This is a genomic window from Stenotrophomonas sp. C9D9, from assembly GCF_056491205.1.
This window is the reverse complement of sequence record NZ_JBSZIF010000003.1, coordinates 81173-94311: the sequence shown is the minus strand read 5'-3', so window position 1 is coordinate 94311 and position 13139 is coordinate 81173. Positions and strand designations below refer to the sequence as shown.

General features: G+C 68.0%; 13 protein-coding genes. 5 read left to right on the top strand and 8 right to left on the bottom strand.

The features are described 5' to 3' along the window. The first annotated feature begins 26 nt into the window (after positions 1-26). Positions 27-1472, top strand: coding sequence for a metalloprotease TldD (tldD, locus tag ACXI0D_RS02415; protein WP_049447167.1), 1446 nt, complete (start codon positions 27-29; stop codon positions 1470-1472). A 41-nt stretch (positions 1473-1513) separates the two neighbouring features. Here tldD and yjgA read toward each other — a convergent pair whose 3' ends face one another. Next, on the bottom strand, positions 1514-2101 hold the full coding sequence (yjgA, locus tag ACXI0D_RS02410; RefSeq protein ID WP_014038020.1) for a ribosome biogenesis factor YjgA: 588 nt from the start codon (positions 2099-2101) through the stop codon (positions 1514-1516). Positions 2102-2169: 68 nt separating this feature from the next. Here yjgA and pmbA point away from each other — a divergent pair, with 68 nt between their 5' ends. Together pmbA and ACXI0D_RS02400 are read left to right on the top strand one after the other, a co-directional pair. After that, complete coding sequence (pmbA, locus tag ACXI0D_RS02405; RefSeq protein ID WP_049447169.1) at positions 2170-3537, top strand: metalloprotease PmbA; 1368 nt, start codon at positions 2170-2172, stop codon at positions 3535-3537. 87 nt (positions 3538-3624) lie between these two features. After that, positions 3625-3996, top strand: coding sequence for a DUF4870 domain-containing protein (locus ACXI0D_RS02400; protein WP_014038018.1), 372 nt, complete (start codon positions 3625-3627; stop codon positions 3994-3996). Positions 3997-4083: 87 nt separating this feature from the next. On the opposite strand, the gene ACXI0D_RS02395 is transcribed toward ACXI0D_RS02400, so the two are convergent. The 5 genes from ACXI0D_RS02395 to ACXI0D_RS02375 form a co-directional block, all read right to left on the bottom strand. Beyond that, positions 4084-4962, bottom strand: coding sequence for a polyprenyl synthetase family protein (locus ACXI0D_RS02395; RefSeq protein WP_049447171.1), 879 nt, complete (start codon positions 4960-4962; stop codon positions 4084-4086). Beyond that, on the bottom strand, positions 4952-5212 hold the full coding sequence (locus tag ACXI0D_RS02390) for an exodeoxyribonuclease VII small subunit (RefSeq protein ID WP_006381978.1): 261 nt from the start codon (positions 5210-5212) through the stop codon (positions 4952-4954). Before ACXI0D_RS02390 ends, ACXI0D_RS02395 begins: the two co-directional genes overlap by 11 nt. Positions 5213-5248: 36 nt before the next feature. Next, positions 5249-6535, bottom strand: a complete 1287-nt coding sequence (tilS, locus tag ACXI0D_RS02385; protein WP_119006582.1) for a tRNA lysidine(34) synthetase TilS — start codon at positions 6533-6535, stop codon at positions 5249-5251. 534 nt (positions 6536-7069) lie between these two features. Then, on the bottom strand, positions 7070-7615 hold the full coding sequence (locus ACXI0D_RS02380; protein WP_119006581.1) for a WG repeat-containing protein: 546 nt from the start codon (positions 7613-7615) through the stop codon (positions 7070-7072). Further along, on the bottom strand, positions 7612-9318 hold the full coding sequence (locus tag ACXI0D_RS02375; protein ID WP_014038013.1) for an alkaline phosphatase: 1707 nt from the start codon (positions 9316-9318) through the stop codon (positions 7612-7614). The genes ACXI0D_RS02380 and ACXI0D_RS02375 overlap by 4 nt, the downstream gene beginning before the upstream one ends. 154 nt (positions 9319-9472) lie before the next feature. Between ACXI0D_RS02375 and ACXI0D_RS02370 the strand changes: the two genes are divergently transcribed. Further along, the gene (locus ACXI0D_RS02370; protein ID WP_479642265.1) at positions 9473-10807 is read left to right on the top strand and encodes a dicarboxylate/amino acid:cation symporter; all 1335 of its coding nucleotides are present in this window, start codon (positions 9473-9475) and stop codon (positions 10805-10807) included. A 289-nt stretch (positions 10808-11096) separates the two neighbouring features. Here the strand turns inward: ACXI0D_RS02370 and ACXI0D_RS02365 are convergent, their stop codons facing one another. Together ACXI0D_RS02365 and ACXI0D_RS02360 are read right to left on the bottom strand one after the other, a co-directional pair. Next, complete coding sequence (locus ACXI0D_RS02365) at positions 11097-11870, bottom strand: C40 family peptidase (RefSeq protein ID WP_479642264.1); 774 nt, start codon at positions 11868-11870, stop codon at positions 11097-11099. A 131-nt stretch (positions 11871-12001) separates the two neighbouring features. After that, the gene (locus ACXI0D_RS02360) at positions 12002-12541 is read right to left on the bottom strand and encodes a C40 family peptidase (RefSeq protein WP_479642263.1); all 540 of its coding nucleotides are present in this window, start codon (positions 12539-12541) and stop codon (positions 12002-12004) included. A gap of 111 nt (positions 12542-12652) precedes the next feature. Here ACXI0D_RS02360 and ACXI0D_RS02355 point away from each other — a divergent pair, with 111 nt between their 5' ends. After that, positions 12653-13135, top strand: coding sequence for an FKBP-type peptidyl-prolyl cis-trans isomerase (locus ACXI0D_RS02355; protein WP_014647924.1), 483 nt, complete (start codon positions 12653-12655; stop codon positions 13133-13135). Positions 13136-13139 lie beyond the last annotated feature (4 nt).

Genomic DNA, 13139 nt, shown 5'->3' with positions numbered 1-13139 from the left:
CGCCCCCGCACCCCCAGATCGAGACCATGACTGATATCGCCCTGACGCTTGCCCAAGATCGCCTGCTGCGCCCCGGCGGCCTGGATACCGCTGGTCTGGAGCGCACCTTCGGCCAGCTGCTCGGCCCCGGTGTCGACTTCGGCGACCTTTATTTCCAGCACGCCCGCCGCGAGAGCTGGAGCGTGGAAGACGGCATCGTCAAGGACGGCGCCCATTCCATCGAGCAGGGCGTGGGCGTGCGGGCGATCTCCGGCGAGAAGACCGGCTTCGCCTACTCCGATGACATCCATGCCGACGCGCTGCTGGCGGCGGCGCAGTCGGCGCGCGCGATCTCGCGCGAGGGCGGCGCCCAGTCCGGGCGATCGCTGCTGCGCGGCAATGCGCGCGCGCTGTACCCGGCGCTGGACCCGATCGACGGCATCGGCAACGAGGCCAAGGTCGAGGTGCTCAAGCGCCTGGATGGCTACCTGCGTGCCGCCGATCCCCGCGTGAAGCAGGTGATGGTCAGCCTGTCCGGCGGCGTCGACACGGTGTTGATCGCCCGCAGCGACGGCGTGCTGGTGGCCGACGTGCGCCCGTTGGTGCGCCTGAACGTGCAGGTGATCGTCGAGCACAACGGCCGTCGCGAGTCCGGCTATGCCGGTGGCGGTGGCCGCTATGGCTACGAAGACCTGTTTGCCAGCGGCCGCCCCGAAGCGCTCGCCCAGGAAGCGCTGCGCCAAGCGCTGGTGAACCTGGAAGCGGTGCCGGCGCCGGCCGGCATGATGCCGGTGGTGCTTGGTCCGGGCTGGCCCGGCGTGCTGCTGCATGAAGCGGTCGGCCATGGCCTGGAAGGCGACTTCAACCGCAAGGGCACCAGCGTCTACGCGGGCCGCATCGGCGAGCGCGTTGCCGCCCCGGGCGTGACCATCGTCGATGACGGCACGCTGGACGGACGCCGTGGTTCGTTGAACATCGACGACGAAGGCCACCCGAGCCAGTGCACCACGCTGATCGAGGACGGCATCCTGGTCGGCTACATGCAGGACAGCCTCAATGCGCGGCTGATGGGCATGGCGCCGACCGGCAACGGGCGCCGCGAATCCTTCGCGCACCTGACCATGCCGCGCATGACCAATACCTACATGCGCGCCGGCCAGCATGACCCGCAGGAGATGATCCGCTCGGTGAAGAAGGGCCTGTACGCAGTCAACTTCGGTGGTGGCCAGGTCGACATCACCAGCGGCAAGTACGTGTTCTCGGCCACCGAGGCCTACCTGATCGAGGATGGCCGCATCACCACGCCGGTGAAGGGCGCGACGCTGATCGGCAACGGCCCGGAAACCATGCAGAAGGTGCGCATGGTCGGCAACGACCTGGCCCTGGACGAGGGCGTGGGCATCTGCGGCAAGGACGGGCAGAGTGTGCCCGTGGGTGTCGGCCAGCCCTCGCTGTTGATCGAGGGCATCACCGTCGGCGGTACCCAGGCCTGAGCATGGCGATGGCCGCGGCCACCGCCCTGGCCGGCGCGGACTCAGTCCTCGTCGGCCTCGTCGACCGGATCGCCGGCGTGTTCGTCGCCCGCCGTCTTCAGGCCCAGCGCCGCCGGCAGCATCAGCGTACGCAGCACCTGGAAGATCTCGCGGTAGGCGCGCGGCGGCTTGTTCTTCGCCTTCTCGGTCTGCGCGTTGCGCAGCAGGGTGCGCAGCTGCTGGCGGTCGGCCTGCGGGTAGTCGTCGAGCAGGGCGGCCAGCGCCTTGTCACCCTCGGCCAGCAGGCGGTCGCGCCAGTCTTCCACGCGGTGCATCATCGCCACTTCGCGGCGGCCGGTTTCGCTGTTGGCGTCCAGCGCATCGCGGATCGCGTCCAGCGTGGCGTCTTCCTCGCGGCGCATGTGCTTGGCCAGGAACGCCAGCTGGCGCTTGTGGGCGATATGGGCGGTGATGCGCTTGCACTCGGCGATGTGCGGCAGCAGGTCTTCCGGAATCGGCAGGCGCGCCAGCTGGGCCGGGGTCAGCGACACCAGCTTCTCGCCCAGGGCCAGCACGTCGAGTGCGTCGCGCCGGTTCTGGCTGCGGCTCTTGTCGTGGAATTCACCGGTTTCTTCGTCGCGTCCGCGCATCGTCCCTACCTGATCTCAAAAAAAGTCGCCCGGCGTGATGCCGGGCCCAACCCGTACAGGATAAAGCATTGAACGTGATCGCCCCTGAAGTGGCCGTCGGCGACGACAGCCCGGCCCGGCTGGAACGGCTGGCCGACCTCTCCCAGCAGCTGCTCGACCGCGCCCGCGCGCTGGGCGCCAGCCAGGCCGAGGTCAGCTGCAGCGAGGACCGCGGCCTGGAGGTCAATGTCCGCCTCGGCGAGGTCGAGACCGTGCAGTCCACGCGTGACCGCGGCATCGCCGTGACCGTCTATTTCGGCCAGCGCAAGGGCAGTGCCAGCACCGGTGACCTGAACGAGGCGAGCCTGACCGCTACGGTCGAGCAGGCCTGCGCGATTGCCCGGCATACCGAGGATGACCCGGCTGCCGGCCTGGCCGAGGCCGCACTGATGGCCACCGACTTCCCGGAGCTGGACGGTTGGCACCCGTGGGCGCTGCAGGCCGATGAGGCAGTGGACCTGGCCCTGGCGTGCGAGGTCGCCGGCCGCGAGGCCGATGCGCAGATCCGCAATTCCGATGGCGCTTCGGTGTCGAGCATGCAGAGCCTGTCGGTGTACGCCAATTCGCACGGCTTCTTCGGCCGTGAGCGCGGCACCCACCATTCGGTCGGCTGCGCGCTGATCGCCGGGCAGGGCGATGGCATGCAGCGCGATGGCTGGTACACCAGCGCGCTGGCCCGGGAGGACCTGGAAGACGTGGGCCTGGTCGGCCGTCGCGCCGCCGAGCGCACCGTGGCCCGCCTGCAGCCGCGTTCGCTGGCCACCGGCAGCATGCCGGTGCTGTTCGCCCCGGAAGTGGCACGCAGCCTGGTCGGCCACCTGCTGTCGGCGGTGTCCGGCGGCGCCTTGTACCGCCAGGCCAGCTTCCTGCTGGACAGCGTCGGCCAGCGCCTGTTCCCGGAATGGATGCAGATCGACGAACTGCCGCACCTGCGTCGCGGCCTGCGCTCGGCCGCGTTCGACGGCGATGGCGTGGCCACCCGTGCTTCGGCGCTGGTCCGTGACGGCGTGCTGCAGCGCTACGTGCTGGGCAGCTATTCGGCGCGCAAGCTGGGCCTGCAGACCACCGCCAATGCCGGCGGCGTGCACAACCTGCAGCTGGCGGCCAATGCCGGCCCGCTGGAGGAGATCGCCCGGCAGATGGGCGATGGCCTGCTGGTGACCGAGCTGATGGGGCAGGGCGTGAACGGGGTGACCGGCGATTACTCGCGGGGCGCGGGCGGCTTCCGTGTCGAGAACGGCGAGATCCTGTACCCGGTGGATGGCATCACCATCGCCGGCAACCTGCGCGAGATGTTCAGCAGCATCGAGGCGGTCGGCAGCGACGTCGACCCGCGCTCGCACATCCGGACCGGTTCGATCCTGCTGGGGCGGATGACCATCGCCGGTAATGATTGATGGCATTGATGGCGTAAGCTATGCGCGCCTGACGCAACCAGCTTGGTGCTGGTGGGTCAAGACCACCCAATGAAAAGGAGTTTTGTCGTGAGTGAATTCGATAACGTCCCGCCGCCGCCGGCCACCACCGAGGCTCCGGCCGACCAGCGCACCATGGCGCTGGCTGCGCACCTGCTGGGCATCTTCACCTGGTTCATCGGTCCGCTGATCATCTGGCTGATCAACAAGGATGACGCCAGCAAGGCTTTCGTGACCGACCAGGCCAAGGAAGCGCTGAACTTCCAGATCACCATCACCATCGCGATGCTGATCTGCATCGTGCTGACCATCGTGATCATCGGCGGCATCCTGGCCCCGATCGTCGGCATCCTGAACCTGGTGTTCTGCATCATTGCCGCAGTCAAGGCCAACAACGGCGAAGCCTACCGCTACCCGTTCGCGCTGCGCCTGGTCAAGTAAGACCGGCCACATGCGGATACGAAAACGCCCGGCAGTGCCGGGCGTTTTTGTTGGATGGCAGGGCCGGGCCCTGTCCGGCGGGTGGATTCAATGATCGCGTTCCACCGCCAGCGTCGCCAGTGCGCGCAGCGCATCGGCCTCTTCGCCATAGCCGGCCAACGTGGCCTGCATGCGTGCCGCCAGTTCGCGCAGCTGCGCCTTCGCACCGTCCATGCCGAGCAGCGCGGGGAAGGTGCTCTTGTCCTGCGCCTGGTCCTTGCCGGCGGTCTTGCCCAGCTGTTCGGAACTGGCTTCGACATCGAGGATGTCGTCGCGCACCTGGAAGGCCAGGCCGAGCGCGTCGGCGAAGCCGTCCAGCTGGGCCAGCTGCGGTTCGTGGGCCTGGCCACACAGCGCCCCCATGCGCACCGCTGCACGGATCAGCGCGCCGGTCTTCAGTGCATGCATGCGGGTCAGTGCCGCCAGGGTCTGCTGCTGGCCGGTGGCATCGATGTCCAGCGCCTGGCCGCCACACATGCCGGAGGCACCGGACGCGTGGGCCAGGGTCTGCAGGCAGGCTACGCGCAGCGTGGCCGGCAGCGGCGCATCGGCCAGCAGGCCGAAGGCACGGGTCTGCAGGGCGTCGCCGGCCAGGATCGCGGTGGCTTCGTCGAAGGCGATGTGGGTGGTCGGCTTGCCGCGTCGGAGGGCGTCATCGTCCATCGCCGGCAGGTCGTCATGCACCAGCGAATAGGCGTGGATGAGCTCGACAGCCATCGCCGCCGCATCCAGGTTTTCAGGCAGTGCGCCGAACAGGTGGCCACTGGCGTACACCAGCAGCGGGCGCATGCGCTTGCCGCCACCCAGCACGGAATAGCGCATGGCCTGGTGCAGGCCCTGCGGGGCTTCGGCAGGCGAGGGCAGGGCAGCGTCGAGCTGGCTTTCGATACGGTCGCGCCAGCGCGCGAACAGAACCTCAGCCGTCATGGCTGGGCGGATCGAAAGGCTCGGCCGTTTCCGGCTGGGCCGGATCGCTGAGCAGGCGGACACGCAGTTCTGCCTGCTCCAGCGCCTGCTGGCACTGGCGGTACAGACCGACGCCACGTTCGTAAGCACTGAGCGACGCTTCCAGGCTCAGCTCGCCGGTTTCCATCTGCTCCACCAGCTGCTCCAGCGATTCGAGCGACTGCTCGAACTGGGCGACCGGGGAGGCGTTTTCGGGGGACTTCTTGGCCATGCGGCAAGTGTGGACGGGCTGCGCGCGGGGGTCAATTCACCAGCCGCCCGGACGCCACTGCAGCTGCGCGTCGTGGGCCTGCAACCAGGCCTGCAGGGGAGCTGCGATGACCACGTCGGCGGCGGCGAGCAGCTGTGGTCCATCGAAGACCAGCGGTAGCTGGGCGCGTCGCCAGGGCGCGAGGTGTTCGCGTTGCAGGCAGTCCTTCAGCGCATGCGAATGCTGGCGACCGGGCAGCAGGATGCGTTCGCCGCCCACACGCGCACGCACCTGGAGCGGGCGTTCGAAGGCCACGGCGCCCTGCAGGCGCAGCTGACCGCCATCGGGCAGCGCCAATGGCGCGCGTCCATCCCATCCGGCCTGCCAATCATGGGGAAGCGCCGGCAGCTGCGCGGGCAGGAGATAGGCATGATCGCGCCATTGCTGGATCGCATGATCGTGCCAGCGTACCCGCGCCTGGCGATCGTTGCCGGCCGGCAGCAGCTCGTCCAGTGCCTGCTGCAGCACGGTGGCCGGCAGTGGCGCGGCCCCATGGCCGATCACCCAGGCACGGAGCACGCGCGCCGCGCGGCCCGGTGACACCTGGCGCAGCAGCTGCAGCGACAGCACGCGCGGTGCCACCTCCAGGTGCGCGATCAGCTCGGCGTCTTCCTCGTCCAGCAGCTCGCGGGTCTGCCGGCAATGCAGGGCGCTGCCCGCCAGTGCCGCGGCGGCATGCGGCCAGCGCTGGCGCAGCAACGGCAGCACCTGCAGACGCAGGAAGTTGCGATCGGCGTGATCGTCGGCGTTGCTGGGGTCTTCGATCCAGCGCAGCGCGTGCTGGCGTGCGTAGTCGAGCAGTGCACTGCGTGGCACCGCCAGCAGCGGCCGCCATAGAGGCTGTTCGCCAAGGCAGCTGTGCGCGGACATCGCGGCAAGGCCATCGACGCCGGATCCGCGCAGGACCCGCAGCAGGAAGGTCTCGGCCTGGTCGTCCAGGTGCTGCGCCAGCGCCAGCGTTTCGCCGTCGCGCAGTTCGGCGGCGAACGCGGCGCGTCGCGCCTGCCGTGCCGCACCTTCAAGGCCAAGGCCCGCGCTGTTGTCGACCTGCACGCGATGCACGGCCAGTTCGATGCCCCGTGCTGCGCATTGCTGCTGGCAATGCAGCACCCAGCCGTCCGCATCGGGTTGCAGGCCATGGTGTATATGCACCGCACGCAACGCAGTGCCGGAAGCCTGGGCGCAGCGCCACAGCCAGTGCAGCAGCACGGTCGAGTCGACACCGCCGCTGTAGCCCACCAGCAGCGGCGCATCCAGCGGAACGAGGGCAGGGAAGGCAGTCACGGGGCAAGTATAGGGTTGCTCGGCAGGGCTGCGCCCTGCACCTGCTACGATCCAGAGCAACAGCAACAGCAGAAGCTGGTTTCCTGAGGGTTGGCGGGGTGGGTCCGGTTGCGGGAGACGCCGTAAACCCGTCCATGGGGGCTTGGCCGCGGCATCCATGCCGCGGACACTCCCGCAACCGGACCCACCCCGCCTTCGACAGATATTCGCGATCTGTCGGAAATGCTCTTGGGGTCAGATCCGTTTTCCGCAGGAAAACGGATCTGACCCCGGATTCAATTCGATATCTGACAGATTTCATCCACGCATGGCGTGGATGATCCAACCGTCACCGGAAATCTGTCGGGGGTGGGGCGGTGTGGGTGGGCAGGACCGTTGGCGCCATGGATGGCGTCATCGAGCCCCCATGGACGGGTTTACGGCGTGTCCTGCCCACCCACACCGCCCCGCCCAACCAACGGAAATCCAGAGCCGCTTTGGCTGTTGCTGTTGCTCTGGCTTGTAGCAGGTGCAGGGCGCAGCCCTGCCAAAAACCTACTTCACCCGACGGCCCGAGCGGTCGATCCGGAACCGCTCTCCGCCTTCCATCGGCGTGTGGCCATCGGCATCCGGCGTGCCGCGCCGGCAGCCGTTGCAGACCTCGGCCACGCCATCCTGGAACGGCCAGCCGAAATCGAAGGTGCCGGGCACCACCTGGCGGAACTTCAGGTCGAAGTAGCCGACGCGGTGGCCGACGCGGGCGCGCAGCAGGCCTTCCTGCGGCGTTTCCGGGCCGTTGTCCCAGGTCAGCACCGGCAGGCTGCGGCCCTTGCGGTCGACGTAGTGGAAGCCCTGGTCGGCATACACCACGGCCAGGCCGTGGTCGTCGTAGTTCAGGTCCTTCAGCGTGTCGGCGCTGATCTTCGGCCGGTGATCGACCACCTCGCAGTTGGGCAGCGGCCACAACCCGTGTTCGTCGGTCAGCAGCTTGCAGGCCGGTGCCTGCGCCAGCGCGCTGGAACTGGCCAGCGCGCCGAGCAGGGCCAGCGACCGTGCGAAACGGCCGCGGGCGGGGGCAGGGTGGGCCTGCTGCACGATCACTTGGCCTCGGCCTTGCGTTCGAAGGCCGTCGGTGCCGGCAGCTGCACCGGCACGCCCTTGTCATCGCAGGTGCCGGCCTGGCACAGGCGCTCGCGCAGCGCCGGGGTGGCCTGCACGATCATGTGGTAGATCGCGTTCTGTTCCAGCGTGCCGCGGATCGCCTTGCTGCCCGGGCCGCGCGCCCAGATGCCGACGTCTTCACCGCCGTGCGATTCGGCCTTCATCGGCACCAGCGCTTCCTGCATGTAGTCCGGATGCTCGGTGTCGACCTCGCGCAGGTTCGGGCGGCCGTTGGCAGGCTCGAAGCTGCTCGGGTTGTGCGGGTAGCGCTTGGCGCCGGCCGGTTGCTGGTTGCTGGCGCCGGTATGTCCCGGGCCATTGGCGTAGGTCAGGGTGGTGTACGGCTGGCCGCTGCCGTCCAGCGCGTAGTCCAGCTTGCCGGCGCCGTCTTCGCCACCCTTGTCCTTCACCTTGCCCAGGATCGGGTTGCCGCGTGCCGGGTAGCCGACGAAGTTCAGCGTGTGCGAGTGGTCGGCGGTGACGATGATCAGGGTGTCGTCGGCCGAGGTCAGCTCGTTGGCCACGCGCACCGCGTCGGACAGCGCCACGGTCTCGGTCAGGGCACGGTAGGCGTTGCCGCTGTGGTTGGCGTGGTCGATGCGCGCGCCTTCGATCATCAGCACGTAGCCTTCCTGGTGCTTGGCCAGATTCTTGATCGCTGCGGCCGTCAGTTCGGCCAGGCTCGGCTCACCGCCCGGATCCTGCGGGCGCTCGTACTCGTAGCGCATGTGGTCCGGTTCGAACAGGCCAAGGATGGCCGGCGCGTTGGCGGCGGCGGCCAGCTGCTTGCTGTTCCACACGTAGGCACCCTGCGGGTGCGCCTGCTGCCATTCCTGCACCAGGCTGCGGCCATCCAGGCGCTGGCCGACCTTGTCGTCGTATTCCGGATCGCGCTCTTCCACGGTGGTGAATTCACCGCGACCGCCGCCGAGGGCGACCAGCGGGCCGCGCCCGTAGCGCGAGGTCGACAGCAGCTGCTGGGCGATGTCCTTGCAGCCTGCAGCCTTGGCCGCTTCAGTCAGGTCGGTATCGTTTTCCCAGTTGCGTTCGGGCGAGTGCGCATAGGTGGCGGCCGGGGTGGCATGGGTCAGGCGCGCGGTGGACACCACGCCGGTGGCCAGGCCGGCGCTGTCGGCCAGCTGCAGCCAGGTCAGCAGGCCCTTGGACAGGCTGTCGGCGCAGTCGGTGCGGCTGCCGGCGCTGACGCCGATCGCGCCCATGTGGGTCTTCACGCCGGTGGTGATGGCGGTCATGGTGCCGGCCGAATCCGGGGTCTGCGAATCGGTGTTGTAGGTCTTGCTGAACGCCGTGGCCGGGAAGCGCTCCCAAGACAGCAGGTTCTCCTCGCCCGAGCCACCCTTCTGCTGGCCTTCGTAGATGCGCGAGGCCGCCACGGTGGTCAGGCTCATGCCGTCGCCGAGGAACAGGATGACGTTCTTGGCCTTGCCGGACATCGCACCGTTGGCGGCGGCCTGGGCGGCGCCGCTGCGGTACCACCACTGCGGGGTCTCGCCGGCCGGATGGGCGACGGGATCGACGGCGACCTTCAGGCCGGCCGGGGCGGACGCGGGGGCGGTGCTGGCGCAGGCGCCCAGCAGCAGGGTGGTGGCGCAGGCGGCCAACAGGGAGACGGAACGGCGCATGGACGCTGGGATCTCACAAACTGTAACGGGACGTTCATTATGCCCGCCCCTGCAAGGCACGCCGATGACACACTGATTTGCCGGCCGGGCGGTCGTTCTGCGGGCCGCCTTGGGCTATCGTGCCAGCATCCCTTCCTTCCCCTCTGGATTGCCTATGAAGCTGGTCTCTGCCTGGCTGCGGATTCCATTCTGGCAGCGCGTGGTCGGCGGCTTCGTGCTCGGCGCGCTGGCCGGCTGGGCGCTTGGCCCGGCCGCGGAAACGTGGTTCGGCCCGCTCGGTGAACTGTACGTCACCCTGATCAAGATGATTGCGGTGCCGCTGGTGTTCTTCGCGGTCATCAACGCGATCTCGTCGCTGCACGGACAGAAGTCGGTCGCTGCGCTCAGTGGCCGCACCTTCCTGTGGTTCGTGATCACCGCTGCGTTGGCGGTGTGCGTGGGCCTGGGCGTGGGCACCGTGCTGCAGCCCGGCGCCGGTGGCCTGCAGCTGTCGATGGCCAGCAACTACGTGCCGCGTGAAGTGCCCAGCGTGGTGCAGGTGCTGCTGGACGTGGTGCCGGCCAATGTCTTCTATGCGCTGTCCGGCATCGGCACCAAGGTCAATGCGGCCGGTGAAACCGTGCTGGCTGCCGGTCGCGGCTCGATCCTGCCGGTGATCTTCTTCGCCGGCCTGGTGGGCTTTGCCATCGTCAAGCTGGGCGAGAAGGTGACCGAGGCGCGCAAGCTGGTCGGCCAGATGAGCGACATCATGATCCAGGTGACCCGCTTCGTGCTGGAAGTCACCCCGATCGGTACCTTCGGCCTGATCGCCGGCCTGGTCGGCAGCTACGGGTTCGAGAAGCTGCTGCCGCTGGGGCATTTCGTGCTGGCGCTGTACGTGGCCTGCGCCCTGCACATCGTGGTGGTCTACAGCGCACTGCTGCTGGCGCACGGACTGAGCCCGCTGAAGTTCTTCCGTGGCGCGGCGCCGGGCATGCAGGTCGCCTTCGTCAGCTCGTCCAGCTTCGCCGCGATGCCGGTGGCGCTGCGTTCGATCACCCACAACCTGGGCGTGAACAAGGACTACGGTTCGTTCGCGGTGCCGCTGGGCGCCAGCATCAAGATGGACGGCTGCGGTGCGATCTATCCGGCGCTGTGCGCAGTGTTCATCGCGCAGTACAGCGGTGTGCCGCTGACCCCGGAGCAGTACGTGGTGGTGCTGATCGCGTCGGTGCTGGGCAGCTTCGGTACGGCCGGCGTGCCGGGTACCGCGGTGATCATGGCCACGGTGGTGCTGAGCGCAGCCAACCTGCCGCTGGAGACCATCGGCTACCTGTATGCCATCGACCGCATCCTGGACATGATGCGCACGATGACCAATGTGACCGGCCAGATGCTGGTGCCGGTGATCGTGGCCAAGGAAACCGGGCTGCTCGACCAGGCGGTGTATGACAACCCGTCCAGCAATGTGGGTGTGGACGATCCTGACCCGACACCGCCACGCGGCTGAGGTTGCGTGGAGACGAAAGGCCCGCCCTGACCGGCGGGCCTTTTGTTTGGGAGATGGCCGACGCGGTACCGGCCGAGGCGGGCACCTGGTGGATCCACGCCATGCGTGGATGGCGGCAGTGCCGACCAACGGTCGGCACCCACCAGAGGTCAGTAGATCCACGCCATGCGTGGATGGCACCCACCGGGGCCGACCGGCGCCCATCCGTCATTGTGGGCCCAACAAAAAAGCCGCTGCAAGGCAGCGGCTTTTCTCGTGTCAGGCGGCGCGGTAGCGCCAACCGCTCAGATCAGAGATCGACCCGGCGGGCCTGCATGAACTTGTTGCCCCAGTAGCCGCTGAGCAGGGTGTCCACGCGGACGTCCTTGCCTGAGCTCGGTGCGTGCAGGAAGCGGCCGTCGCCGACATAGATGCCGACGTGGTCAACACGGCCCTTGCGGCCGAAGAACACCAGGTCACCGGCAGCCAGCGCGGTGCGGTCGTTGATCAGTTCGGCGTTGTCATCGTGGGCCATCTCGCGCGAGACGCGCGGCAGCTCGATACCCAGGGCCGAACGGAACACATAGCCGACCAGGCCGCTGCAGTCGAAACCGCTGTCCGGGTTGCTGCCACCCCAACGGTACGGGGTGCCCAGCAGGGTCATCGCGCGGCGCAGCAGCGACTGCACCTTGCCGTTGTCGGCGGCGGTACCGACAACGCTGCCATTGGCGGCGCTGCTGGTGTCGTAGTTGGCGAGCAGGCGGCTGAGATCACCGGCCACCACGGCCGAGCGGTCCATCAGCGGAATGGTGTCGTTGGCGGCCAGGTGCGGCAGCAGGGCGGCCAGCGTGGCACTGGCGGCGGCATCGACGCGGCTGCGCTGCGGAGCGGCAGCCTCGGCCTTGGCGGCCGGTCGGGCGGTGCTCTCGGCCACCGGGGCCGGGGTCACATCGGAACGGTTCGGAGCAGTCTGCGACCAGGCCGGAAGGCTGGTCAGACACAGTGCCAGGCCAAGCAACAGCAGGCGGGCACTACGTGAAGATACGGAAGTCTGGCCTTCGCTTTTCAGGTCGTCAGTCGTCACGCGTCGGTCACAGGAAAAAAACGATGGGGCATCATGCCCTGTAAAAGCGGCAATAAGTTAAAAATTCCGTTAGTAAACCGTTAGTTTCAGGGTGATGTGCGTCACAGTTTTGAACATATCGCCTGTTCATTTTAGCGAAGGACACGTTTCGCGCCGGTGTAGTGGTCCTTCCAGTAGGGGCCGCTGAGCGAGTCCAGGCGCACGGTGCCGCCGGTGCTCGGCGCATGCACGAAACGCCCTTCACCTACATAGATGCCGACATGGGTGACGCTGCCGCGGCTGCCGAAGAACACCAGGTCGCCGGTGGCCAGGCGCTGCGGGTCGATCTTCGGGCCCTGTACCGCCGCCAGGTCGCGCGAGGTGCGCGGCAGCCGCAGGTCCAGCATCTCGCGATAGACATAGGCGACCAGGCCGCTGCAGTCGAAGCCCGAATCCGGGGTGTTGCCGCCGTAGCGGTAGGGCGTGCCGACCAGGCTGATGGCGCGCATCAGCACCGAGTTGGCAGCCTCGGGGTTGTCCGGCACGGTCTTTGGCCAGTTCGCCGCGGGCGGGGGCGGCGCCGGGCGGGTGGCCTTGCCACCGCCACAGGCGGTCATCAACAGGGGCAGGGCCAGCAGCAGGGCCGGGGCGAGGAACCGGCGCAGGCCGGACGAAACTGGCGTGATGTGCATGATCTCCGGATAATGCGCCACCTTGGATTGGCCGTCATGATGGCGGCGTCCCCGTCGGGCGACAACCCGCCCCAACCCGCCTGCCTCCGGCAGATCCAGACAGAGTTGCGCATGAAGATCGAAAAAGACCGCGTTGTCCGCTTCCACTACACCGTTTCCGAAGTCGGCCAGGAGCCGATCGAATCGTCCAAGGACCGCGGCGAGCCGCTGGCGATCCTGATCGGTCACGGCAACATCATCCCGGGCCTGGAAAACGCCATGATGGACAAGGAAGCCGGCGCGACCTTCAACGTCGACGTCAAGGCGGCCGATGCCTACGGCGAGCGTCGTGAAGGCCTGTCCCAGCGCGTGCCGAAGAAGCACTTCGGCAACACCAAGCTGGCTCCGGGCCAGCAGGTCGTGCTGCAGACCAACTTCGGCCCGCGTGCGGTGACCGTGCAGAAGGTCGGCATGAGCGTCGTCGACGTTGACCTGAACCATCCGATGGCCGGCAAGGACCTGCACTTCGACGTCGAAATCGTCGACGTGCGCGAAGCCGGCAAGGAAGAGCTGGACCACGGCCACGTCCACGGTGACGGCGGCCACCAGCACTGATCGC

Coding starts and splice junctions, on each gene's coding strand:
- tldD (WP_049447167.1), top strand. CDS start 27: ATGACTGATATCGCCCTGACGCTTGCCCAAGATCGCCTGCTGCGCCCC.
- yjgA (WP_014038020.1), bottom strand. CDS start 2,101: ATGCGCGGACGCGACGAAGAAACCGGTGAATTCCACGACAAGAGCCGC.
- ACXI0D_RS02395 (WP_049447171.1), bottom strand. CDS start 4,962: ATGACGGCTGAGGTTCTGTTCGCGCGCTGGCGCGACCGTATCGAAAGC.
- ACXI0D_RS02390 (WP_006381978.1), bottom strand. CDS start 5,212: ATGGCCAAGAAGTCCCCCGAAAACGCCTCCCCGGTCGCCCAGTTCGAG.
- ACXI0D_RS02375 (WP_014038013.1), bottom strand. CDS start 9,318: ATGCGCCGTTCCGTCTCCCTGTTGGCCGCCTGCGCCACCACCCTGCTG.
- ACXI0D_RS02370 (WP_479642265.1), top strand. CDS start 9,473: ATGAAGCTGGTCTCTGCCTGGCTGCGGATTCCATTCTGGCAGCGCGTG.
- ACXI0D_RS02360 (WP_479642263.1), bottom strand. CDS start 12,541: ATGCACATCACGCCAGTTTCGTCCGGCCTGCGCCGGTTCCTCGCCCCG.
- ACXI0D_RS02355 (WP_014647924.1), top strand. CDS start 12,653: ATGAAGATCGAAAAAGACCGCGTTGTCCGCTTCCACTACACCGTTTCC.